The following is a 23,433-nucleotide window of genomic DNA, read 5'->3' on the forward strand; positions in this document are numbered from 1 at the left end:
GGTGCTGGTCAAGGCCCCGATGCCGACAAAGATCGACCCCCGCCGACTGCCACTGCGAGGGACGTGAATAGTGTGATTTTCGTCAAGCACCGAGGGCAGGGAAGGACGAGCAGGAGAAAACGATGACGCTCTCGCCTTACGCACCGATCATCGGGCTGTTCGCCCTCGCCGCGGCGTTCTCGCTGTTTTCCGTCGGCGCCGCCCGCTTCGCCGGTCCCCGTCGCTACAACAAGGCCAAACTCGAGGCTTACGAGTGCGGCATCGAGCCCAGCCCGCAGCCGGTCGGCGGCGGGCGGTTCCCGATCAAGTTCTACCTGACGGCGATGCTCTTCATCGTCTTCGACATCGAGATCATCTTCCTCTACCCCTGGGCGGTCTCGTTCGACGCTCTGCCGATCTTCGGCTTCGTGGAGATGGTCCTGTTCATCGTCGCGGTCTTCGTTGCGTACGCCTACGTGTGGCGGCGCGGCGGCCTGGACTGGGACTGAGGAAGGAACGTCAGATGGGCATCGAGGAGAAGCTTCCCGCCGGCGTCCTGCTCACCTCGGTGGAGAAGCTGGTCAACTGGTCTCGGAAGTCGTCCGTGTGGGGCGCCACCTTCGGCCTGGCCTGCTGCGCCATCGAGATGATGGCCGCCGGTGGTCCGCACTACGACATGGGCCGCTGGGGCATGGAGGTCTTCCGGGCGTCGCCCCGGCAGGCCGACCTGATGATCGTGGCCGGCCGGGTGAGTCAGAAGATGGCCCCGGTGCTGCGCCAGATCTACGACCAGATGGCCGAGCCGCGCTGGGTGCTCTCGATGGGCGTCTGCGCCAGCAGCGGCGGCATGTTCAACAACTACGCGATCGTGCAGGGCGTCGACCACGTGGTGCCGGTCGACATGTACCTGCCCGGCTGCCCGCCCCGGCCGGAGATGCTCATCGACGCGATCCTCAAGCTCCGCGAGAAGATCATGTATGAGCCGCTGGGCCCGAACGGCCGCAAGATGCTGGCGGCCCGCCAGGAGCGCGGCGACGTTCCGATCGTCCCCTACGGCTCGATGCCCTCCTCGTACCGCAGCGACAAGGCCCGGCGCGCCGAGTGGACCCGGGCGGTCCGTGAGGGCCGCGAGGAGCAGCTGCGCATCGAGAACTGGATGAACGCTCAGAACCACCTCCACCCGCAGGCAGGCCCGAAATGACGTCACCCACCGACAAGCCAAACGACGGCGGGGTGCCGGTACCGGTCACCCCGGTCGGCGCCAGCAGCACCGCCCCGGCGGAGTACCCGCCGGCCAGCCCGGCGGGGCGCGGCATGTTCGGCAACCAGGGCACCGGCGACGTGTCCGGCTACGGCGGCCTGGTCCGCCAGCGCCAGCCCATCGAAGAGGCGTCCCGGCCGTACGGGGGCTACTTCGACGAGGTCCGCGACGCGCTGGAGGAGGCGTACCCGGCCTTCAACGACGCCATCGAGAAGGTGGTGGTCGACCGGGGTGAGCTGACCCTGCACGTACGCCCGGAGCGGATCGCCGAGGTGTGCCAGGTGATGCGGGACGACCTGGCGCTGCGCTTCGAGCTGTGCTCCTCGGTGTCCGGTGTGGACTACCTCGGCGCCGACGAGCGCCGGCTGCACGTGGTCTACCTGCTCACCTCGATGACGTACCGGCGGCGGGTCCGGCTGGAGGCCGCGGTCTCCGTCGAAGCCCCACACCTGCCCAGCGTGACCGCCGTCTACCCGACGGCGGACTGGCAGGAGCGCGAGGCGTACGACATGTTCGGCATCGTCTTCGACGGCCACCCCAACCTGACCCGGATCCTCATGCCGGACGACTGGGAGGGCCACCCGCAGCGTAAGGACTACCCGCTCGGCGGCATCCCCGTCGAGTACAAGGGCGCGGAGATCCAGCCGCCGAGCGAGCGGAGGTCGTACCAGTGACGACGTCGAACTACGCCAGCGAGCGCGAGACCGACGAGGGCCGGGTCTTCACCGTCACCGGTGGGGACTGGGACACCATCGTCTCGGGCACCGACCCGATCAACGACGAGCGGATCATCGTCAACATGGGTCCGCAGCACCCGTCCACCCACGGGGTGCTGCGGCTGATCCTGGAGCTGGAGGGAGAGACGGTCCGCGAGGCCCGCTCGGTCATCGGCTACCTGCACACCGGCATCGAGAAGAACCTCGAATACCGCAACTGGGTCCAGGGTTCGACGTTCGTGACCCGGATGGACTACCTCGCCCCGATCTTCAACGAGACGGCGTACGCCCTCGCGGTCGAGAAGCTGCTCGGCATCACCGACGACATCACCGAGCGGGCCACCACGATCCGCGTGCTGATGATGGAGCTCAACCGGATCTCGTCGCACCTGGTCTGGCTGGCCACCACCGGCATGGAGCTGGGCGCGATCTCGATCATGTTGTACGGCTTCCGCGAGCGGGAGTACATCCTCGACATCTTCGAGACCATCACCGGCCTGCGCATGAACCACGCGTACGTGCGGCCGGGCGGTGTGGCGCAGGACGTGCCGGACGAGGCGATCGTCAAGATCCGCGAGTTCCTCAAGATGATGCCGAAGAAGCTCAAGGAGTACGAGGACCTCCTCTCCGGCCAGCCGATCTGGACCGCGCGGACGAAGGGCGTCGCGGTGCTGGACGTCACCGGCTGCGTGGCGCTCGGCATCACCGGCCCGGTGCTGCGCTCCGCCGGCCTCGCCTGGGATCTGCGCAAGACCATGCCGTACTGCGGCTACGAGACGTACGAGTTCGACGTGCCGACCCACCCCGACGGTGACGTGTGGGGTCGCTACCTGGTCCGGCTCGCCGAGATCCGGGAGTCGATGAAGCTGGTCGAGCAGGCGCTGGACCGGCTCCGTCCCGGCCCGGTGATGGTCGCCGACCGCAAGATCGCCTGGCCGGCGCAGCTCGCCATCGGCGTCGACGGCATGGGCAACTCGCTGGAGCACGTCGCGAAGATCATGGGTCAGTCGATGGAGTCGCTGATCCACCACTTCAAGCTGGTGACCGAGGGCTTCCGGGTCCCGCCCGGCCAGGTGTACGTCGCCATCGAGGCGCCCCGCGGCGAGCTGGGCGTCCACGCGGTCTCCGACGGCGGCACCCGGCCCTACCGGGTGCACTACCGGGAGCCCAGCTTCGTCAACCTGCAGGCCCTCCCGGCGATGGCCGAGGGCGGTCTGATCGCCGACGTGATCGCCGGCGGCGCCTCGTTGGACCCGGTGATGGGCGGGTGTGACAGGTGAGTGCGAGGAGTGAGCTTGCGAGCCCCGCAGTCGCGAACGGAAGGCGGCTCTGATGACGACGACTTTCACTGACGAGACCCGGGAGCGGGCGCGCGACATCATCGCCCGTTACCCGGCGGACCGGTCCCGCTCGGCGTTGCTGCCGCTGCTGCACCTGGTGCAGGCCGAAGAGGGGTACGTCTCCCCGGCCGGGGTCGCGTTCTGCGCCGAGGTGCTGGGGCTGAACAAGGCCCAGGTCGGCGCGGTGGCCACCTTCTACACGATGTACAAGCGCAAGCCGACCGGTGACTTCCTGGTCAGCGTCTGCACCAACACGATGTGCAACGTGCTCGGTGGCCAGGAGGTCTACGACACCCTCGCCGAGCACCTGGGCGTCGGGCACGACGAGACCACGACGGACGGCACGATCACGCTGGAGCACGCCGAGTGCCTGGCGGCGTGTGACTACGGCCCGGTGATGACCGTCAACTATGACTTCTTCGACGGCGTGGACGCCTCCACCGCTGTCGGTGTGGTGGACGAGTTGCGGGCCGGCGGTCGGCCGATGCCGACCCGGGGCGCCCGGCTCTGCACCCTGAAGGAGATGGCGGTGCAGCTCGCCGGTTTCGCCGACGAGCGCGACGGTGCGGTCGCCGACGGCGGCCCGGGCGAGCCCACCCTGCGCGGGCTGCGGCTGGCCCAGCAGCACGGCGTCTCGGTGCCGGGCTTCGACCCGAACACCCCGATCCGCAGCAAGGCCGAGGCCGACAAGGCCGCCGCCGAGGCGAAGGCGAAGGCGGAGGCCGCCAAGCCGGCGCCCGTCGAGGCCAGCGCTGCGCCGGTCAAGGGCGGAGACGGGGCGTCCGCCCCGACCGGGATCGCCGAGCAGGCGTTGCCGGAGACCGCCACCGGCAGCACCGCACCGGACGTCAAGGCACCGGACGACAAGTCGCCGCAGGTGCGTACCGCCGAGACCCGGCAGCCGGACGCGGGCGCGGCAGTGCCGGACGCCCCCGGCACGAAGGTCCCGACGGACGGCACCGGCACCGCGCCCGAGGCTGGTGACGCGCGGTCGGCCGAGGCCGCCGGCGTGGCGGCCAACGCGCCGGCCAGCGACGGCAAGCCCGCCGGCGACGAGGCCGGGGCGCAGGAGCGCAACCTCACCGAAGCGAAGGCTGGGACGGACGCCGACGGCGCCGGACCGGCGGACGCGAACGAAACGGGGGCCCAGAAGTGACCACTCCCCGCCCGGAGACGCTGGCCAAGCTGACGCCGGTGCTGACCAAGCGCTGGCTCTCGCCGGACGCCTGGCGCATCGGCACGTACGAGCAGTTGGACGGCTACGCCGCGTTGCGCAAGGCGCTCAAGGCCCACCCGGACGACCTGATCCAGCTGATCAAGGACTCCGGGCTGCGGGGCCGGGGCGGCGCCGGCTTCCCGACCGGCCTCAAGTGGGGCTTCATCCCGCAGGGCGACGGCAAGCCGCACTACCTGGTGGTCAACGCCGACGAGGGCGAGCCGGGCACCTGCAAGGACCTGCCGCTGATGACCCACGACCCGCACGCGCTGGTCGAGGGCGTCATCATCGCCTCGTACGCGATCCGGGCCGCCCGCGCCTACATCTACATCAGGGGCGAGGCGGTGCACGCCGCGCGCCGGCTGCGCAACGCGGTCCAGGAGGCGTACGACAAGGGTTACCTGGGCCGGAACATCCTGCGCAGTGGCTACGACCTGGAGCTGGTGGTGCACTCCGGCGCCGGGGCGTACATCTGCGGCGAGGAGACGGCGCTGCTGGACTCGCTGGAGGGGTTCCGGGGTCAGCCCCGGCTGCGCCCGCCGTTCCCGGCCACCCACGGCCTGTACGCGAGCCCGACGGTGGTGAACAACGTCGGCACCATCGCCAGCGTGCCGCCGATCGTGCTCGGTGGGGCCGACTGGTGGAAGAGCATGGGCACCGAGAAGTCCTCCGGGCCGATGATCTACTCGCTCTCGGGCCGGGTCGTCAACCCGGGCCAGTACGAGTGCTCGATGGGTGTCACGCTGCGCGAGCTGCTGGAGTTGGCCGGTGGCATGCAGCCCGGCCACAACCTGCGGTTCTGGACCCCGGGCGGCTCCTCCACCCCGCTGCTCGCCGCCGAGCACCTGGACGTGCCACTGGACTTCGAGGGGGTGGCGGCGGCCGGCTCGATCCTCGGCACCACGGCCACCCAGATCTTCTCCGACCAGGACTGCCCGGTCTACGCGACGTACCGGTGGCTGGAGTTCTACCACCACGAGTCGTGCGGCAAGTGCACCCCGTGCCGTGAGGGCAACTACTGGATGGTCCGGGTCTACCGGCGGATCCTCGCCGGTCAGGGCACCCACGAAGACCTGGACACCCTGCTGGACACCTGCGACAACATCCTCGGCCGCTCGTTCTGCGGTCTGGGTGACGGCGCGACCAGCTCGGTGACCTCCTCGCTGCAGTACTTCAAGCAGGACTACCTCGACTACATCGAGGGTCGGACCGCACCCAAGCTGTCGGAGAAGACCCTGGTAGGGGCGCACTGATGACCGACGTAGCCAAGCAGACCGAGACCGTCACCCTCACCATCGACGGCGTCGAGGTCACCGCCCCCAAGGGGACGCTGCTGATCCGGGTCGCCGAGCAGATGGGCACCGAGATCCCCCGGTTCTGCGACCACCCGCTGCTGGCCCCGGCCGGCGCGTGCCGGCAGTGTCTGGTCGAGGTGGAGGGCCAGCGCAAGCCGGTCGCCTCCTGCACCCAGACCGTCGCCGACGGCATGGTCGTGCGTACCCAGATCACCTCCCCGGTCGCCAAGAAGGCGCAGGAGGGGGTGATGGAGCTGCTGCTGCTCAACCACCCGCTGGACTGCCCGATGTGTGACAAGGGCGGCGAGTGCCCGCTCCAGAACCAGGCGATGTCCACCGGCCGCACCGACTCGCGCTTCCACGAGCACAAGCGGGAGTACGAGAAGCCGATGGCGATCAGCAGCCAGGTGCTGCTGGACCGCGAGCGTTGCGTGCTCTGCCAGCGGTGCACCCGGTTCTCCGAGGAGATCGCCGGCGACAAGTTCATCGACCTGATGGGCCGGTCGTCCGCCGAGGAGATCAACATCTACCGGGACGACGCGTACGGCGAAGAGGGCGACGCCGGGGACGTCCCGTTCAACTCCTACTTCTCCGGCAACACGGTGCAGATCTGCCCGGTGGGTGCGCTGACCGGTGCCCAGTACCGTTTCCGCGCCCGCCCGTTCGACCTGGTCTCCAGCCCGAGCGTCTGCGAGCACTGCTCGGCCGGCTGCGGGCAGCGCACCGACTGGCGGCGTGGCAAGGTGCTGCGCCGGCTGGCCGGCGACGAGCCGGCGGTGAACGAGGAGTGGAACTGCGACAAGGGCCGTTGGGGCTTCCAGTACACCCGGGCCGCCGACCGGCTGACCACTCCGCTGGTCCGGGACGAGAGCACCGGTGAGCTGCGGGAGGCGTCCTGGAGTGAGGCGCTCACCGTCGCCGCCGAAGGGCTGCACATCGCTCGGGAGAGCGGGCAGGGCACCGCAGTGCTCACCGGCGGCCGGCTGACCGTCGAGGACGCCTACGCCTACGCCAAGTTCGCCCGGGTCGCGCTGAACACCAACGACATCGACTTCCGGGCCCGCCCGGTCTCCCGCGAGGAGGCCGACTTCCTGGCCAGCTCGGTCGCCGGGGTCACCGACGTCACCTACACCGACGTGGAGAACGCGCCGGCGGTGGTGCTGGTGGGCCTGGAGCCCGAGGAGGAGTGCCCGATCCTCTTCCTGCGGCTGCGCAAGGCGTACCTGAAGAAGACCCTGACCGTGTACGCGCTGGCGCCCTTCGCCACCCGCGGCCTGGAGAAGCTCGGTGCCAAGCTGGCCCGGGTGGTGCCGGGCGAGGAGGCCAGCGTGCTCGCCGAGCACGCAACGGTCAGCGAGGCGCTGAGCGCACCGGGTGCGATCCTCATCGTCGGCGAGCGGCTGGCCAGCGTGCCGGGCGGACTTTCCGCCGCGGCCGACGTGGCCCGGCGTACCGGCGCGAAGCTGGCCTGGGTGCCGCGGCGCGCTGGTGACCGCGGCGCTGTCGACGCGGGCTGCCTGCCCAACCTGCTCCCCGGTGGTCGCCTGGTCACCGAGCCGGCCGCCCGGGCCGAGCTGGGTGAGGCGTGGGACATCCCGGCCGGGGTGATCCCGAGCCAGGCCGGTCGGGACACCGACGGGATCCTGGCCGCGGCCGCCAACGGGCAGCTCGGCGCGCTTGTCGTCGGCGGTGTCGACCCGGCCGACCTGGCCGACCCGCGACTGGCCGAGTCCGCCCTGGACGCGGTGCCGTTCCTGGTCAGCCTCGAGCTGCGGGCCAGCGCGGTGACCCGGCGGGCGAACGTGGTGCTGCCGGTCGCCCCGGTGGCCGAGAAGGCCGGAAGCTTCCTGGACTGGGAAGGCCGGCTGCGCCCGTTCGAGGCGGTGCTGAACACCTCCGCGATGACCGACGGCCGGGTGCTCGACGCGCTGGCCGCGCTGCTCGACGTACGCCTCGGCACGGCCGACGTGCTGAGTGTGCGTCGTGAGCTGGGCACGCTGCCGGCGACGCGGATGTCCCGGCCGGCCGCGCCGTCGGTCGCACCGGGCCGTGTGCCGCAGCCGAACGCCGGGGAGGCCGTGCTGGCCACCTGGCACCAGCTGGTGGACCTCGGCACCCTGACCGAGGGCGACGAGAACCTCGCCGGGACCGCCCGCCCGCCGGTGGTCCGGCTGGGTAAGGGCACCGCCGAGGCGCTCGGTGTGGTCGACGGTGACGCGGTCACGGTCGGCACCGACCGGGGGGCGCTGACCCTGCCGGCGGAACTCACCGAGATGCCGGACGGCGTGGTCTGGCTGCCGACCAACTCACCCGGCTCGACCGTGCGGCGCAGCCTCGGGGCGACGTCCGGCGCGGTCGTCCGGATCTCCGTCCCCGCACCGAGTACGGCCATCCCGGCCGGACGCGTGGCGGCCGACGAGACCGGTCTCCCGGGTCCGCTCCTCAACACCGGGGGTAACCAGTGAGTCCGATCTACCTGGCCCAGGATCCGACGCTGGCCGACTTCGGCCGGGATCCGTGGTGGCTGGTCCTCGGCAAGATTGTCTTCGCGTTCGCCTTCGGTCTGCTGGCCACCCTGCTCGGTGTCTGGTTCGAACGGCGCGTGGTCGGTTACATGCAGGTGCGGCCCGGCCCCAACCAGGTCGGCCCGTTCGGCCTGCTGCAGACCCTCGCCGACGGCCTGAAGATGGCCTTCAAGGAGGACATCCTGCCGAAGGCGGCCGACAAGGTCGTCTACTTCTTCGCCCCGACCATCTCGGTGATCTGCGCGGTCACCGCCCTGTCGGTGGTGCCGTTCGGCCCGATGGTGAGCATCTTCGGTCACCACACGCCGTTGCAGGTCACCGATGTGCCGGTGGCGGTGCTGCTGCTGCTCGCCTGCTCCTCGATGGGCGTCTACGGCATCGTGCTGGGCGGCTGGGCCTCGGGCTCGACGTACCCCCTGCTGGGTGGTCTCCGGTCGAGCGCCCAGATGATCTCGTACGAGGTCGCGATGGGGCTCAGCATCGTGGCGGTCTTCATGACCGCCGGCACGATGAGCACCAGCGGGATCGTCGCCGCTCAGGGCGACGGCACCGAGCTGACCGTCTTCGGCCAGACCATCCCGGCGCCGGGCTGGTACGCGATCCTGCTGCTGCCGAGCTTCATCATCTTCTTCATCGCCACAGTGGGTGAGACCAACCGGGCGCCGTTCGACCTGCCCGAGGCCGAGTCCGAGCTGGTCGCCGGCTTCATGACGGAATACAGCTCGCTGAAGTTCGCGCTCTTCATGCTCAGCGAGTACGTCGCGATGGTGACCATGTCCGCTGTCACCACCACGCTGTTCCTCGGCGGTTGGCGGGCACCCTGGCCGATCACCATCTGGGAGGGCGCCAACTCCGGTTGGTGGCCGATGCTCTGGTTCTTCGGCAAGGTGATCGCCCTGGTCTTCGTCTTCGTGTGGTTGCGTGGCACGCTGCCCCGGCTGCGGTACGACCAGTTCATGCGGCTCGGCTGGAAGGTGCTGCTGCCGATCAACCTGGCCTGGATCCTGGTCCTGTCGGGCCTGCGCTCCATCGAGGACTGGGACACCCGCGGCAAGGTGATCGCCGTCGGCATCCCGGCCGGCATCCTGCTGATCGCCACGATCTTCTGGCCCAGCCGGCGCCCGACGCCGACGCCGACGACGCAGGAACAGGTCGACAACCGGCCGCACGGGAGCTTCCCGCTGCCACCGATGGATCTTCAGGTACCACCGAGCCCGCGCATCACGCGCGTGGTCGCCGAGCGGGAGCCGGCCAACATCGTTGCCGGCTCGGACTCCAGGGAGGTGTGACGTGGGCGCGATCACCGGAACGTTCAAGGGATTCGGTGTCACCTTCTCGCACATGTTCAGGAAGGTCGTCACGACCGACTACCCGTTCAAGCCGCCGGTGTCGGCGCCGCGCTACCACGGGCGGCACATCCTCAACCGGCACCCGGACGGCCTGGAGAAGTGCATCGGCTGCGAGCTGTGTGCCTGGGCCTGCCCGGCGGACGCGATCTACGTCGAGGGTGGCGACAACACCGACGAGGAGCGCTTCTCGCCGGGTGAGCGGTACGCCAGCATCTACCAGATCAACTACGCCCGCTGCATCTTCTGCGGGCTGTGCATCGAGGCCTGCCCGACCCGGTCGCTCACCATGAGCAACGAGTACGAGTTGGCCCGGGACAACCGGCAGGACCTGATCTTCACCAAGGAGCAGTTGCTCGCGCCGTTGCTGGAGGGCATGGAGCAGCCTCCGCACCCGATGCGGCTGGGTGACAGCGAGAAGGACTACTACGTCGGCGCGCTGGACAACCCGGGCACCTCCGCCGGTGCGGAGACGTCCCCGATGGGCCCCGGCCGCTACCAGGTCGAGGAGCACCCCGGCGTGACGTTCCCGGGCGCCGAGCAGGCCGCCCAGCGCGTGGCGGCCGGCAAGGGAGAGGGAGCATGACCACGTCTACGGTGCTCGCCGCGGCGGGTTCGGTCTCCACCGGTGAGGCGGTCACCTTCTGGATCCTCGCCCCGCTCGCGCTGATCGGCGGGATCGGGATGGTGGCCGCGCGCAACGCCGTGCACTCGGCGCTGTGGCTGGTGCTGACAATGCTCTGCCTGGGCGTGTTCTACGTGCTCCAGGCCGGCCCGTTCATCGGCATGGTGCAGATCATCGTCTACACCGGCGCGATCATGATGCTGTTCCTCTTCGTGCTGATGCTGGTCGGCAGGGACTCCACGGACTCGCTGATCGAGACGCTGCGCGGCCAGCGCGTCGCCGCGATCGTGCTCGGCCTGGGCTTCGCCGGTCTGGTCGGCACCGGCCTCTACCAGGCGCTGGACCGGACCAACACGGTCGGTCTGGAGCAGGTCAACGCCGAGGGGAACGTGCAGGGCATCGCCCGGCTGCTGTTCACCAAGTACGTCTTCGCGTTCGAGCTGACCTCGGCGCTGCTGATCACCGCGGCGGTCGGTGCCATGGTGCTGGCCCACGTCGAGCGGCGGAAGCAGGACAAGGTCGACCAGGTGTCCACCATGAAGGCACGCTTCGCCCCGGGCAACTACCCCGGCCCGAAGCCGGGCCCCGGCGTCTTCGCGACCTCCTCCTCGGTGGCCACTCCGGCCCGGCTGCCCGACGGCCGCCTGACCGACCGCAGCACCCCGGCGATCCTTCCGCAGCGCGAGCTGACCGCCGAGGAGACCTCGCTGAAGGGGACGGACAAGTAATGGGATCGTTCTTCTCGGTCGAGCCGACCTACTACCTCGTGCTCGCCGCGGTGCTGTTCACCATCGGCGCCGCCGGGGTGCTGGTCCGGCGCAACGCGCTCGTGCTGTTCATGTGCGTGGAGCTGATGCTCAACGCGGCCAACCTGACGCTGGTCACCTTCAGCCGGATCAACGGTGACCTCAACGGCCAGATCATGGCGTTCTTCGTGATGGTGGTGGCGGCGGCCGAGGTCGTGGTCGGGCTCGCGATCATCATGTCCATCTTCCGGACGCGACGCTCGGCGAGTGTCGACGACGCCAATCTGCTCAAGTACTAGAGGGGTCCTCCGGTGGAAGAGACTGTGGAATACGCCCAGGCCACGGGGCTGCTTGGGGGCGTCTGGCTGCTGGTGGCGATCCCGCTGCTCAGCGCGGCAATCCTGCTGCTGCTCGGCCGCCGGGCCGACCGCTGGGGGCACTGGTTGGGCGTCGCCGCCATCGGCGCCGCGTTCGTGCTCGGCCTGAGCTTCTTCTTCCAGCTGCGTGGCCTGGAGAACAAGTCCGTCGAGCTGAGCCTCTGGGACTTCATCGCCGTCGGTGATCTGCGCGTCGACTTCGGCCTGCTGTTCGACCCGCTGGCCGCGGTCTTCGTACTGCTGATCACCGGGGTGGGTTTCCTGATCCACCTGTACGCGGTGGAGTACATGTCGCACGACGCGGGCCGTCGTCGGTTCTTCGCGTACTTCAACCTGTTCGTCGCGGCGATGCTGCTGCTGGTGCTCGGCAACAACTACGTGATGCTGTACTTCGGCTGGGAGGGCGTCGGTCTGGCGTCGTACCTGCTGATCTCCTTCTGGACCGAGCGGCCGAGCGCGGCCACCGCCGGCAAGAAGGCGTTCCTGATGAACCGGGTCGGCGACGCCGGCCTGGCCATCGGCATCTTCATCATGTTCGCCACCCTGGGCACCACCCAGTACGACGAGGTGTTCAACGGTGTCGGCGCGCTGACCGGCACCACGGTGCTGGTCCTCGGCCTGTTGCTGCTGCTCGGGGCGGCCGGCAAGTCCGGTCAGTTCCCGCTCCAGGCGTGGTTGCCGGACGCGATGGAGGGCCCGACCCCCGTGTCGGCGCTCATCCACGCCGCCACCATGGTCACCGCTGGCGTCTACCTGATCGCCCGGTCCAACCCGATCTTCTCGGCCAACTCGACGCTGCAACTCGTGGTGGTCAGCGTCGGCGCGCTCACCCTGCTGATCGGCTGCATCATCGGTGCGGCCAAGGACGACATCAAGCGGGTGCTCGCCTGGTCGACGGTGAGCCAGATCGGCTACATGTTCCTCGGTGTCGGCCTCGGCGGCGCGGCGTACGCGCTGGCCATCGTGCACCTGCTGGCGCACGGCTTCTTCAAGGCCAACATGTTCCTGGGCGCGGGCTCGGTCATGCACGGGATGAAGGACCAGGTCGACATCCGCCGCTTCGGTGGGCTGTCCAAGTACATGAAGATCACCTGGTTGACCTTCATGATGGGTTGGCTGGCCATCATCGGCATGTTCCCCTTCTCCGGCTTCTTCTCCAAGGAGCCGATCATCGTGGCCGCCTTCGAGCGGGAGGACTGGACCGCCTGGCTCTTCGGCGGTGCGGCACTGCTCGGCGCCGGGCTCACCGCGTTCTACATGACGCGGCTGTTCGTCCTCACGTTCCACGGGCCGCAGCGGTGGACCGAGGACATCGAGCACCCGCACGAGTCGCCGAAGCTGATGACCATCCCGCTGATCCTGCTGGCGGTCGGGTCGGTCGGCGCCGGCTTCCTGCTCGCCACGTCCGTTCCGGACTGGTTGACGGAGACCGCCGGACTGGGCGGCGAGCACGCGGAGCACGAGGCGGTCCTCTCGCACACCGTGATCACCATCCTGTCGCTGCTGGTGACCGTGCTCGGTGCCGGGCTCGCCTGGTTCCTGTTCCGCGCCGGCACCGCCACCGCGCCGCAGCCGGCCGGGGTGCTGGTCACCGCCGCCCGGCGCAACCTCTACACCGACACGGTCAACGAGGCGGTCTTCGAGAAGCCGGGCATCTTCCTCACCCGGGCGCTGGTGTACCTCGACAACCGGGGCATCGACGGGCTCGTCAACGGGCTCGCCGCAGCTGTCGGCGGCGGCTCGGGTCGCCTCCGTCGGATGCAGACCGGCTTTGTCCGCTCGTACGCCACCTCGATCCTGGCCGGTGCGCTGCTGGTGATGGCGGCGTTCCTGGCGGTGCAGGCGGGGTGGTTGGCGTGATCGACCTCTTTCCGGCCGCCCCCGCCGGCGGACCACGCAGTGACGACGGAGGTAAGGCCGCATAATGTCCAACTTCCCGTTCCTCTCGGTGCTCACCGTGGCGCCGCTGGTGGGTGCCCTGGTGGTGGCCTTCCTGCCGCGCCACCGCCCGGAGCTGGCCAAGCAGGTGGCGTTCGCCTGGTCGCTGCTCGTGCTGGTGCTCTCGGTGGTGATGTGGGTCAGCTTCAACGCCGGCGGTGACCGGTTCCAGTTCCGCGAGTCGTACTCCTGGATCCCGAACTGGGGGGTCAGCTTCACCTTCGCCGCCGACGGCATCGCGCTGGTGATGCTGATGCTGATCGCGGTGCTGGTGCCGCTGGTGATCCTGGCGTCCTGGCACGACGCGGAGTCGTCGAAGCGGTCGGTGCCCGTCTACTTCGCACTGCTGCTGGTCCTCGAGTGCACGATGATCGGCGTCTTCGCGGCCGCCGACGTCTTCCTGTTCTACGTGTTCTTCGAGGTCATGCTGGTGCCGATGTACTTCCTCATCGGCAGCTACGGCGGCCACCAGCGGCAGTACGCGGCGGTGAAGTTCTTCCTCTACTCGCTCGTCGGCGGTCTGTTCATGCTGGCCGCGGTGATCGGCCTGTGGGTGGTCGGCGGGAAGACCTTCGACTGGCAGGCGCTCTCGCAGGTCGACATCAGCACCGGCACCGAGCGGTGGCTGTTCCTCGGCTTCTTCCTCGCGTTCGCCATCAAGGCGCCGTTCTTCCCGTTCCACACCTGGTTGCCCGACGCCGGTGGCGCCGCCCCGGCGGGGGCGGCGGCGCTGCTCGTCGGCGTGCTGGACAAGGTCGGCACCTTCGGCATCCTGCGCTACTGCCTGCCGCTGTTCCCGGAGGCGTCGAAGTGGTTCGCGCCGTGGGCGCTGGCCCTGGGCGTGATCGGCATCGTCTACGCCGCGCTGCTGGCGGTCGGCCAGAACGACCTCAAGCGGCTGGTGTCGTACACCTCGATCGCGCACTTCGGCTTCATCGGCGTGGGCATCTTCGCCTTCACCACCCAGGCCGGCACCGGCGCGGTGCTCTACATGCTCAACCACGGGCTGGCAACCGGCCTGCTCTTCCTGGTGGTGGGCATGCTGATCTCCCGGCGTGGTTCGTCGCTGATCAGCGACTTCGGTGGCGCCGGCAAGCTCGTCCCAGTGCTCGCCGGGGTGCTCTTCTTCGCCGGTCTCGCCTCGCTCGCGCTGCCCGGCACGGCACCGTTCATCTCCGAGTTCCTGGTGCTGATCGGCACGTTCACAGTGAACAAGCCGGTCGCGGTGATCGCCACGCTCGGCATCATCCTGGCCGCCGCGTACGTGCTGTGGATGGTGCAGCGCACCACCCAGGGCACGCTCAACCCGGCTCTCACCGAGGTCGACGGGATGCGCAAGGACCTCAACCTGCGCGAGAAGGTCGTGGTCGCCCCGCTGATCGCGCTGATCGTGCTGCTCGGCTTCTTCCCCAAGCCGGTCACTGACGTGATCAACCCCGCCGTCCAGGCGACAATGGACGACATCGGCAGAACCGACCCGGCGCCGTCCGTGGGCGGCACCGTCCAGGAGGCGGCAAAGTGACCGAGTTGAAGCTGCCGTCGATCGACTACGCGGCGATCTCTCCGATCCTGATCATGCTGGGCACCGCGTTGCTCGGCGTGCTGGTCGAGGCCCTGGTGCCTCGTCGCTGGCGGCACGTGGTGCAGTTGACGCTGGCGCTGCTCGCCGTGCTCGCGGCACTGACCATGGTGGTCCTCAGCGCCGATGAGCGGATCATCACGGCGGGCCAGGCGCTCGCGATCGACGGGCCGACGCTGTTCCTCCAGGGCGCGATCCTGGTGCTGGCGGCCATGGCGCTGCTGCTCATCGGTGACCGCTCGGTCGAGCGGGGCGGGGCGTTCGTCGCCCAGGCCGCGGTGACCGCGGAGTCGGCCGACGACCGGCGGCAGGCCGAGGGTCGCAACGGTCTCACCGAGGTCTACCCGCTGACCACGTTCGCGATCGGCGGCATGCTGATCTTCGTGGCGGCGAACGACCTGCTGACCATGTTCATCGCCCTCGAGGTCTTCTCCCTGCCGCTCTACCTGCTCTGCGCGCTGGCCCGTCGCCGGCGTCTGCTGAGCCAGGAGGCGGCGATGAAGTACTTCCTGCTCGGCGCGTACGCCTCGGCGTTCTTCCTGTTCGGCGTGGCCCTGATCTACGGCTTCACCGCCGGAATCCCGGGCCGCACGGCCGGCGTCGACTTCGCCACCATCCACGCGGCGGTGGGCGAGTCGCCGGCCAGCCCGGTGCTGCTCTTCGCCGGCATGGCACTGCTCGCCATCGGTCTGCTCTTCAAGGCCGCGGCGGCCCCGTTCCACGTCTGGACCCCGGACGTCTACCAGGGCGCTCCGACCCCGGTCACCGCTTTCATGGCGGCCTGCACCAAGGTCGCCGCGTTCGGTGCCCTGCTGCGCGTCTTCCAGGTCGCCTTCGCCGACGCCAACTGGGACTTCACGCCGGTCCTCGGCGCGGTGGCGGTGCTGACCATGCTCATCGGCGCGGTGCTCGCGGTCACCCAGACCGACATCAAGCGACTGCTCGCGTACTCCTCGATCGCCAACGCCGGCTACCTGCTGGTCGGTGTGTTGGCGCCGAGCCGCGACGGGCTGGCCGGCACGATGTTCTACCTGGTCGCGTACGGCTTCTCGGTGCTGGCCGCGTTCGCCGTGGTGACGCTGGTACGCGACGACGACGGCGAGGCCACCCACCTGTCCCGCTGGGCCGGGCTGGGCCGCCGGTCGCCGTTCTTCGCCGCGCTGTTCACGTTCATCCTGCTGGCCTTCGCCGGCATTCCGCTGACCAGCGGCTTCACCAGCAAGTTCGCCATCTTCGGGCCGGCGCTGGAGGGTGGCCAGGCCTGGCTGGTGATCGCCGGTGTGCTGACCAGCATGATTCTGGCGTTCCCGTACCTGCGGGTCGTGGTGATGATGTGGCTCTCCGAGCCGGGCGAGTCGACCCCGACCGTCACGGTGCCCGGTGGGCTCACCGCCGCCGCGCTGATGATCGGTGTGGTGGCGACCCTGGTGTTGGGTGTCGCCCCGGCGCCGCTGCTCGATCTGGCTACCGGAGCCGCCGAATTCGTTAGATGACCGAAGGATCGATCACCGGGGGTCGGCGCGTGTTCACGTGCCGGCCCCCGGTGCGTATCCCCGGGCCGGAGCAGGTCGAACGGGTGTGGCATGGTTGATAGCGTGGTGAATCCGGCGGGCGAGCGTTCAGGTGCCTCCGGCTCCGGCGGTCGACGGGGTCGGGCGAGCACGAGTCAGTTCGGCGCGCTTGGCCTGAGCCTCGCCGATCCCCGTGTCGAGGCGTCCGTGCTGGGTCTGCTGGACACGGTCGAGGTCGAGTTGCGGGCCAGCGTGGCCAGTGCCGACCCGTTCGTCACCGAGGCCGCCCGGCACCTCGTCGAGGCCGGCGGGAAGCGGTTCCGGCCGTTGCTGGTGGCGCTCGGCGCCCAGTTCGGCGATCCGACCGGTGCGCAGGTGGTCCCGGCCGCCGTGGTGATGGAGCTCACTCACCTCGCCACCCTCTACCACGACGACGTGATGGACGAGGCAGCCGTCCGCCGGGGCGCGCCGAGCGCGAACTCCCGGTGGACCAACTCGGTCGCCATCCTGGTCGGCGACTACCTCTTCGCCCGCGCGGCGGACATCGCCGCCGACCTGGGCCCCGAGGCGGTCCGGTTGCAGGCGCGCACCTTCGCCCGGCTGGTGCACGGCCAGATCGCGGAGACGGTCGGGCCGCGCGCCGACGACGACCCGGTGGCCCACTACCTGCACGTGATCGCTGAGAAGACCGGCTCGTTGATCGCCACGTCCGCCCGGTTCGGCGGCATGTTCGGTGGCGCCGCCCCCGAGCACGTGGAGGCCCTCGCCGGGTACGGCGAGACGATCGGCGTCGCCTTCCAGCTCTCCGACGACCTGCTGGACATCGCCTCCGAGTCGGTGCAGTCGGGCAAGACCCCCGGCACGGACCTGCGCGAGGGTGTTCCGACGTTGCCGGTGCTCTACGCCCGCGAGGCGGACGACTCCGACGCGTCGTCGGTGCGGCTGCGGGAGATCCTGGCGACCGGCCCGTTGACCGACGACGCGCTGCACGCCGAGGCGTTGGGGCTGCTCCGGGAGAGCCCGGCGCTCAAGCGGGCCCGGGAGACAGTCCGCAGCTACGCCGAGGACGCCCGCGCGCAGCTCGCCCCGCTGCCGCACGGCCCCTCCCGCAGTGCGCTGGAGTCGCTCTGCGACTACATCGCCGACCGCACCAGCTGATCCACGCCACGGCCCTTCTCAGCGCCGGCGCGGGTCAACAGTCGGCTGCCGACGAGCATGAAGGCGGCGGCGAGCAGCATCGCCACGGCCGCGACGGTCCACATCGCCGGGTAACCGAGGTGGGCGGCGAGCGGGCCCAGGCTCAGCGGGCCGAGGCAGCCGCCCGCGTACACCCCGGTCTGTGTGATCGAGGTGGCGGCGGCCGGTGACTGCGGGTGGAGTCGGACCACCGCGAAGTTCATCAGGCCGGGCCAGGCCCAGCCCAGGCCGAAGCCGAGCACCACACCGACCACCAACGGCACCGAGCCGGTCAACGCGAGCAGGCCCAGCCCGACCGCGCCGACGAGCAGCATCGCGGCGATGAGGGCGACGTGACCGGTCTCGCGGCGGTCGGCCAACCAGCCCGCGCCCACCCGGGCCGCCACGCAGACAGCGCTACCCAGGGTCAGGGTGAGACCGGCGAGGCCCGGCGACAGACCTCGGGCCGCCGAGGAGTCCACCAGGAAGGTGCCGAGCGCGTTGGCCGCGCCCGACGCCAACGTCGCCGCCGCGCCGATCACCACCAGCGCCGCCGTCGCCCGCCCCGCACGCGTGGCGCCGGACCGACGGGCCGGGCCAGGCAACTGTCGGGGTACGGCGGCCAGCGTCGTCAGCGCCGCCACGGCGGCGGCCACGAACGCCCAGCGCCAGCCGGCGGTGAGCGCGATGGTGGGCACCGCCGCGCCGGCCAGCAGAGTGGAGACCGGGATGGCGGCCTGCTTGACACCGAACGACAGCCCCTGCCGCCGGGCCGGCACGTGCTGGGCCAGCGCCGCGTTGCTGGCCAACTGGCCGAGCGCGTTCGCGGCGGCGCTGAGCGCCAGCAGACCGACCAGCACCAGGTACGACCTGGCGAAGGCGGCAACGGCCAGCATCGACCCGGCGGCCAGCACGATGCCGCAGCGGGCGACCACCGCCGGTCCGTACCGCTCGACCAACCGCCCGGAGGGCACCGAGGCCAGCGCGCTGACCCCGAAGTAGACGGAGACGGCAAGGCCCAGGCCGGCCGGTGAGAAGCCGAGGTCCGTGCCCATCTGCACGGCGAGACCGCCGAGCAGGAAGACGGGGAGTACGCAGGCCACCGTGGTGACGACTGCGCCGGCGCTGGCCCGGACCGGACGGGGTTGGGCAACGGCCGGATCGGGGGTGTTCGAGGTGTCGGTCATCGTTCGGCAAACCTACGCGAGCCCTGCTCACCGCACTCCCGGTGACCGGCAGGCAACAACCTGTGGATGGTGATCTGGCATCCTCGACCCGAACAGGCATTTCGCACCGGGCCTGTTTTTCATATGGTGTAAGTCCACGGCGGCGGAGGTGGTTGTGCGCGACCCCTTGGCAGAACCTTCGGACCTGATTCGCAGCGTGTCCCGAGCGCTACGGGTGCTGGAGTCGGTCGGTCGTGCCCCGAAGGGCCTGACCGTCAAGCAGATCGCCAGACGCTGCGAGCTGACCGTGGCCACCACCTACCACCTGGTTCGCACCCTCGCCTACGAGGGCTACGTGATCCGTCGCGAGGACGGCACGTACATCGTGGGGTTGGAGGTGGCCGACCGGTACCGGGAGCTGGTGACGGCGTTCCGGGGCCCGCCGGCGGTCGGCGAGACACTGCGCCGGGCCGCCCTGGACACCGGCTACAGCCACTACCTTGGTCGGTTCGTCGGCGGCCAGGTGGCCCTCACCGCCGTCGCCGAGGGGCACCGCTCGCCCTACCTGGAGGATCTGGTCCCCGGCTTCGACGAGGGTGCGCACGCGACAGCGCTCGGCAAGTCGCTGCTCGCCACCCTCACGACCGACCAGCGCTACCGCTATCTGCGCGAGTACGGCATGCGCCCGTTCACCACCGCCACGCTCACCACCACCGAGACTTTCGAGGCGGACCTGGCCGCCGGCGACCGGCGCGGCATGCAACTGGAGATGGGGCAGTTCCGCCAGGGGGTGGCCTGCGCCGCGGTGCTCGTCGCGCCGGACAAGGACATGGAACGCCGGGTCGTGCTGGCCTGCGCGTTGCCGGCCAGCGAGATGATGACCTCCGCCCGGGTGGTACGCGCCAAGCTGCTCACAGTGGCCCGCAGCGTGGCCGACGGCATCGCCAGCGACAACTGACCGCCGAGAGGCCCTCTCCCGGGCTGGCAGAGGGCCTCTCGGGGCGGTCCAACGCGGGACCGCCGGAGCAACGTCAGTGGCTGTCGTGCCGTCAGCTGCCCACCGGGCCGCCGTCGAGGCGCCAGGTGACCACCACGCCCGGCTTGGCGTAGTCACCGTCCGGCCAGTTCGAGGCCGGGTTCTCCACCGAGGCCCCGGTGATCTCGCCCGGGTGCTGCACGGCGACGAAGACCGAGCGGTTGTCGCCGGTGATGAACGGGCCGCAGGTCTCCGCGCCGAGCGGCACCGTCAGGAACTGCTTGAGGTGACCCCGCTCCGGACCCTCCACGGCGGTGGCGAACAGACCGTCGTTGCTGCCCAGCGCGTTGCCGTCGGTGGAGATCCAGAGGTTGCCGGTGGCGTCGAAGGCGACGTTGTCCGGGCAGGAGATCGGGGAGACCTTGGTCTTGTCGTACCCGGCGAAGAAGGTCGACGGGTCGGTCGGGTCGCCGCACACGATCGGCAACGACCAGGCGAAGGCCTCCGAGGTGTTGTCGTTGCGGTCCTCGACCAGTTCCAGGATCTGCCCGTGCTTGTTGGCGTTGCGGGGGTTGGCCTCGTCCGGCCTCGGGTTGCTGCCGACGCCCCGGTTGGTGTTGTTGGTCAGCGCCACGTACACCTTGCCGGTGAGCAGGCTCGGCTCGACGTCCTCGGGGCGGTCCATCTTGGTCGCGCCGACCTTGTCACCGGCGAGCCGGGTGAAGGTGAGCACGTCCGCCGCGGTCATCCCGTCGACGAACGACCGGTTGCCGCTGACCAGCCTGATCCAGCGGCCCCGACCGTTGAACGCGCCGTCGGTGGGGAGCTTGCCCGTGCCGTCGATCTCGGCGGCGCTGGTCTGGTCGAGCTTCGCCACGTAGAGCGTGCCGGACTCCAGCAGGGTCAGGTTGTGCTTGCGGGCAGCCCAGGAGTTGCCCTTCATGAACTTCTTGTCCGAGACGAACTTGTAGAGGTAGTCGAACCGCTCGTCGTCGCCCATGTACGCGACCACGTGGCCGTCCTTCGCGACGATCACGTTGGCGCCCTCGTGCTTGAACCGGCCCATCGCGGTGTGCTTGCGCGGGCGGCTCTCCGGGTCGAACGGGTCGATCTCGACGACCCAGCCGAACCGGTGTGCCTCGTTGGGGTGCTTCGCCAGGTCGAAGCGCTCGTCCGCGCGCTCCCACTTGCGGCTGCCGCTGGGGTAGCGGCTGGCGGTGCTGATGCCGTAACGGTCCAGCTTCGGCTTCAGCTCGGCCGGGGCGGCGTCGGCGCCCACGAAGTACTGGTTGAAGTTCTCCTCGCCGGAGAGCACGGTGCCCCACGGGGTCACGCCACCGGCGCAGTTGTTCAGCGTGCCTACGACCGTACGGCCCCTGGGGTCGGCGGCGGTCTTCAGCCAGGCCGAGCCGGCGGCCGGGCCGGTCAGGTCGAACTTGGTGCTCAGGGCGGTGACCCGCCGGTTGTACGGCCGCGGGCCCTTGCCGACCGGCTTCCACTGCCCGGTGCCCGCGACCCGCTCAAGCTCCACCACCGACATGCCGTGCGCGGCCATGGCGGTGCGCACCTGCTCCACGGAGAGCCCGTCCAGGCCGGGGAAGCCCGGGAACATCAGGTCCTCGTTGGTGTACTCGTGGTTGACCACGAGCAGCGCCCGCTTGCCCTGCTTGTCCAGCGGCAGCACGCCCACGAAGTCGTTGTTGTAGCCGAACTGCCTGGACTGCGCGGCGGCGGTCTGGTGGTGCAGGTCGAACTCCGGCGCGCCCGGCAGCACCGGGTCACCCCACTTGATCACCACGGCGTGGTCGTAGCCGTTCGGCACGACCAGGGTGTCCAGCTTGTTCGGAGGGATCGGCTTGAAGGTCAGCGCGCCACTGCCGATCCCGGTGCTCGGACGACCGAACCCGAAGTTCTCCGGAACGTCCGGGGCGGTCGGGGCCGCCATGGCCGGGGCCGCCCCGGCGAGCGCGCCGGCCGCCGTGCCGCCGAAACCGAGCACCAGCGCGCCCACCGCGCCGGCCCGGACCACGCCACGCCGCGACACCTCGGCGTTCACCACGTCACCGAAGTACGCGTTGTCGGAGGTGTTCGGGACCGGGTGGTCACACGCGTTTCCGCACCGGTACAGACAGGTCATGGCATCACGGGTGCCATGACGGGTGCCGTTCAACAGGGGGAGCAGCCGGGGACGGTCGCTCATGGGGGAGGCCTCCAGAGATGTCGGTGGCACGACAAGCGGCGTACCAGCCGGACGCTAGGAGGACGTGGTGAGCGCTCGTCAGCCGCGATGTGAACCGGGCATGAACACCTCTCCGGGCGGCACCCGTCTGACCTCGGGCTGAACCGATCGGCGTGACCGCACGTATTCCCGAGCGGACGCACCGCCGGACGCGCGCCGGAAGCGAGGAGACCGCCATCAGCGACCACGACGCCCAACTGCTCCGCGCGCTGCACGACGAGCACGCGGAGGCGCTGTACGCCCATGCCCTGCGGCTGGTCAACGGGGACCGGCAGCGGGCCGAGGACCTGGTGCAGGAGACGCTGCTGCGGGCCTGGCGACATCCGGAGTCACTCGACCCGAGGCGCGGATCGGTGCGGTCCTGGCTGTTCACCACCGCCCGTAACCTGGCCATCGACGCCTGGCGGCGGCGATCCACCCGGGTCGGCGAGGTGTTCACCGACGATCTGCCCGAACCGCCCGAGGTGATCGACGAGGCCGAACGGGCGGTGGAGGCGTGGACCGTCGCCGAGGCGCTGAACCGGCTCAGCCCGACCCACCGGGAGGTGCTGGTCGAGTGCTTCTACCAGGGGCGGTCGGTGGCCGAGGCGGCGTCCCGCCTGGGCGTACCGCCAGGGACCGTGAAATCCCGCACCCACTACGCGCTGCGGTCTCTACGGTTGGTCCTGGCCGAGATGGGGGTGACGGGATGACCCGGTGCGAGTTCGCGTACGACGACGGCGCGTACGTGCTGGGCGCCCTGGCCCCCGCCGAACGGGCGGCGTACGAGCGGCACCTCAGCGGCTGCGCCTCGTGCCGGGAGGCGGTCGCCGAGATCGCCGTCCTGCCTGGGTTGCTCGGGCGCCTCGACCCGGCCGGGTTGGAGCAGATCCTGCCGCCGCCGGCCCCGCCCCGGGTGCCCGCGCTGCTCGACGAGGCCCGCCAGCGTCGTCGTCGGGAACGCGCCGCGGACCGGCGACGGTACGCACTGACCACACTGGCCGCCGCCGGGCTGGCGTTGCTGGTTGGTGTCGGCACCGCAGTGGCGCTGCCTCGACCGGTCGACCCGCCCAGCGTGCAGGGCAAGCCCGCCCCGCAGGTGTCGATGGTGGCCATGCGACCGGTGGCTTCCGCCGGGCCGGTGCACGCCGACCTCGGGTTGACCGGCACGAAGTGGGGCACCGAGGTGAGAATGCGTTGCGGGTACGACGCGCGGACGAGCTACGGCAAGGCGTATCCGTTCCGGCTGGTGGCCCGGGGCCCGAACGGCGCCAGCGAGCAGATCGGCTCCTGGCTGGCGGCTCCCGGCGACGACCTGAGCTTCACCGGCACGACGAGGTTCACCGACGCCGAGCTGGTCAGCGTGGAGCTCCAGAAAGCCGACGGCACCCCCCTCCTGACCTACGCCGTCCCGTAACCCACCCCGCCCCTTCCGCGATCTTG

General features: G+C 70.2%; 20 protein-coding genes. 18 read left to right on the forward strand and 2 right to left on the reverse strand.

What is annotated here, in order from left to right:
* The first annotated feature begins 122 nt into the window (after positions 1–122).
* The 15 genes from ABZU43_RS02805 to ABZU43_RS02875 all read left to right on the forward strand — a co-directional run bounded on the left by ABZU43_RS02805 (position 123) and on the right by ABZU43_RS02875 (position 17,612).
* A complete protein-coding gene (locus tag ABZU43_RS02805; protein WP_074316036.1) occupies positions 123–488 on the forward strand; it encodes an NADH-quinone oxidoreductase subunit A in 366 nt (121 codons plus the stop codon).
* A 14-nt stretch (positions 489–502) separates the two neighbouring features.
* Positions 503–1,180: an NADH-quinone oxidoreductase subunit B gene (locus tag ABZU43_RS02810; RefSeq protein ID WP_124821345.1), complete on the forward strand. Its 678-nt coding sequence runs from the start codon at positions 503–505 to the stop codon at positions 1,178–1,180.
* On the forward strand, positions 1,177–1,914 hold the full coding sequence (locus tag ABZU43_RS02815) for an NADH-quinone oxidoreductase subunit C (RefSeq protein ID WP_355004846.1): 738 nt from the start codon (positions 1,177–1,179) through the stop codon (positions 1,912–1,914). Before ABZU43_RS02810 ends, ABZU43_RS02815 begins: the two co-directional genes overlap by 4 nt.
* On the forward strand, positions 1,911–3,236 hold the full coding sequence (locus ABZU43_RS02820) for an NADH-quinone oxidoreductase subunit D (protein WP_355004847.1): 1,326 nt from the start codon (positions 1,911–1,913) through the stop codon (positions 3,234–3,236). The genes ABZU43_RS02815 and ABZU43_RS02820 overlap by 4 nt, the downstream gene beginning before the upstream one ends.
* A gap of 52 nt (positions 3,237–3,288) precedes the next feature.
* Positions 3,289–4,452 carry an NADH-quinone oxidoreductase subunit NuoE gene (gene nuoE / locus ABZU43_RS02825; protein ID WP_355004848.1) on the forward strand — a complete coding sequence of 388 codons (1,164 nt, stop codon included), beginning with the start codon at positions 3,289–3,291 and terminating at the stop codon, positions 4,450–4,452.
* On the forward strand, positions 4,449–5,765 hold the full coding sequence (gene nuoF / locus ABZU43_RS02830; RefSeq protein ID WP_238668747.1) for an NADH-quinone oxidoreductase subunit NuoF: 1,317 nt from the start codon (positions 4,449–4,451) through the stop codon (positions 5,763–5,765). The genes nuoE and nuoF overlap by 4 nt, the downstream gene beginning before the upstream one ends.
* The gene (locus tag ABZU43_RS02835; protein ID WP_355004849.1) at positions 5,765–8,272 is read left to right on the forward strand and encodes an NADH-quinone oxidoreductase subunit G; all 2,508 of its coding nucleotides are present in this window, start codon (positions 5,765–5,767) and stop codon (positions 8,270–8,272) included. The genes nuoF and ABZU43_RS02835 overlap by 1 nt, the downstream gene beginning before the upstream one ends.
* Positions 8,269–9,621, forward strand: a complete 1,353-nt coding sequence (gene nuoH / locus ABZU43_RS02840) for an NADH-quinone oxidoreductase subunit NuoH (protein ID WP_355004850.1) — start codon at positions 8,269–8,271, stop codon at positions 9,619–9,621. Before ABZU43_RS02835 ends, nuoH begins: the two co-directional genes overlap by 4 nt.
* 1 nt (position 9,622) lies before the next feature.
* Positions 9,623–10,264, forward strand: coding sequence for an NADH-quinone oxidoreductase subunit NuoI (nuoI, locus tag ABZU43_RS02845; RefSeq protein WP_355004851.1), 642 nt, complete (start codon positions 9,623–9,625; stop codon positions 10,262–10,264).
* Positions 10,261–11,031, forward strand: coding sequence for an NADH-quinone oxidoreductase subunit J (locus tag ABZU43_RS02850; protein WP_355004852.1), 771 nt, complete (start codon positions 10,261–10,263; stop codon positions 11,029–11,031). The genes nuoI and ABZU43_RS02850 overlap by 4 nt, the downstream gene beginning before the upstream one ends.
* Positions 11,031–11,348: an NADH-quinone oxidoreductase subunit NuoK gene (nuoK, locus tag ABZU43_RS02855; RefSeq protein ID WP_355004853.1), complete on the forward strand. Its 318-nt coding sequence runs from the start codon at positions 11,031–11,033 to the stop codon at positions 11,346–11,348. The genes ABZU43_RS02850 and nuoK overlap by 1 nt, the downstream gene beginning before the upstream one ends.
* Before the next feature lie 12 nt (positions 11,349–11,360).
* Entirely contained in the window at positions 11,361–13,286 is a 1,926-nt protein-coding gene (gene nuoL, locus ABZU43_RS02860) for an NADH-quinone oxidoreductase subunit L (protein WP_355004854.1), read from the forward strand.
* 64 nt (positions 13,287–13,350) lie between these two features.
* Positions 13,351–14,886 (forward strand): NADH-quinone oxidoreductase subunit M, encoded by a 1,536-nt coding sequence (locus ABZU43_RS02865; RefSeq protein WP_355004855.1) that lies wholly within the window; start codon positions 13,351–13,353, stop codon positions 14,884–14,886.
* A complete protein-coding gene (nuoN, locus tag ABZU43_RS02870; protein WP_355004856.1) occupies positions 14,883–16,436 on the forward strand; it encodes an NADH-quinone oxidoreductase subunit NuoN in 1,554 nt (517 codons plus the stop codon). The genes ABZU43_RS02865 and nuoN overlap by 4 nt, the downstream gene beginning before the upstream one ends.
* 90 nt (positions 16,437–16,526) lie before the next feature.
* Entirely contained in the window at positions 16,527–17,612 is a 1,086-nt protein-coding gene (locus ABZU43_RS02875; RefSeq protein WP_355004857.1) for a polyprenyl synthetase family protein, read from the forward strand.
* Here ABZU43_RS02875 and ABZU43_RS02880 read toward each other — a convergent pair.
* Positions 17,588–18,817, reverse strand: a complete 1,230-nt coding sequence (locus tag ABZU43_RS02880) for an MFS transporter (RefSeq protein WP_355004858.1) — start codon at positions 18,815–18,817, stop codon at positions 17,588–17,590. The two genes, ABZU43_RS02875 and ABZU43_RS02880, sit on opposite strands and share 25 nt — an antisense overlap.
* A gap of 154 nt (positions 18,818–18,971) precedes the next feature.
* Here ABZU43_RS02880 and ABZU43_RS02885 point away from each other — a divergent pair, with 154 nt between their 5' ends.
* The gene (locus ABZU43_RS02885; RefSeq protein WP_238679885.1) at positions 18,972–19,754 is read left to right on the forward strand and encodes an IclR family transcriptional regulator C-terminal domain-containing protein; all 783 of its coding nucleotides are present in this window, start codon (positions 18,972–18,974) and stop codon (positions 19,752–19,754) included.
* Between the two features lie 91 nt (positions 19,755–19,845).
* On the opposite strand, the gene ABZU43_RS02890 is transcribed toward ABZU43_RS02885, so the two are convergent.
* The gene (locus ABZU43_RS02890) at positions 19,846–21,972 is read right to left on the reverse strand and encodes a PhoX family phosphatase (RefSeq protein ID WP_355004859.1); all 2,127 of its coding nucleotides are present in this window, start codon (positions 21,970–21,972) and stop codon (positions 19,846–19,848) included.
* Positions 21,973–22,187: 215 nt separating this feature from the next.
* Between ABZU43_RS02890 and ABZU43_RS02895 the strand changes: the two genes are divergently transcribed.
* Together ABZU43_RS02895 and ABZU43_RS02900 are read left to right on the forward strand one after the other, a co-directional pair.
* On the forward strand, positions 22,188–22,703 hold the full coding sequence (locus ABZU43_RS02895; protein WP_051708644.1) for a sigma-70 family RNA polymerase sigma factor: 516 nt from the start codon (positions 22,188–22,190) through the stop codon (positions 22,701–22,703).
* Entirely contained in the window at positions 22,700–23,407 is a 708-nt protein-coding gene (locus ABZU43_RS02900; protein ID WP_355004860.1) for a zf-HC2 domain-containing protein, read from the forward strand. Before ABZU43_RS02895 ends, ABZU43_RS02900 begins: the two co-directional genes overlap by 4 nt.
* The last annotated feature ends 26 nt before the right edge of the window (positions 23,408–23,433 follow it).

It is taken from the genome of Micromonospora sp. NPDC005205, from assembly GCF_040608275.1.
Taxonomy (GTDB): Bacteria; Actinomycetota; Actinomycetes; order Mycobacteriales; family Micromonosporaceae; genus Micromonospora.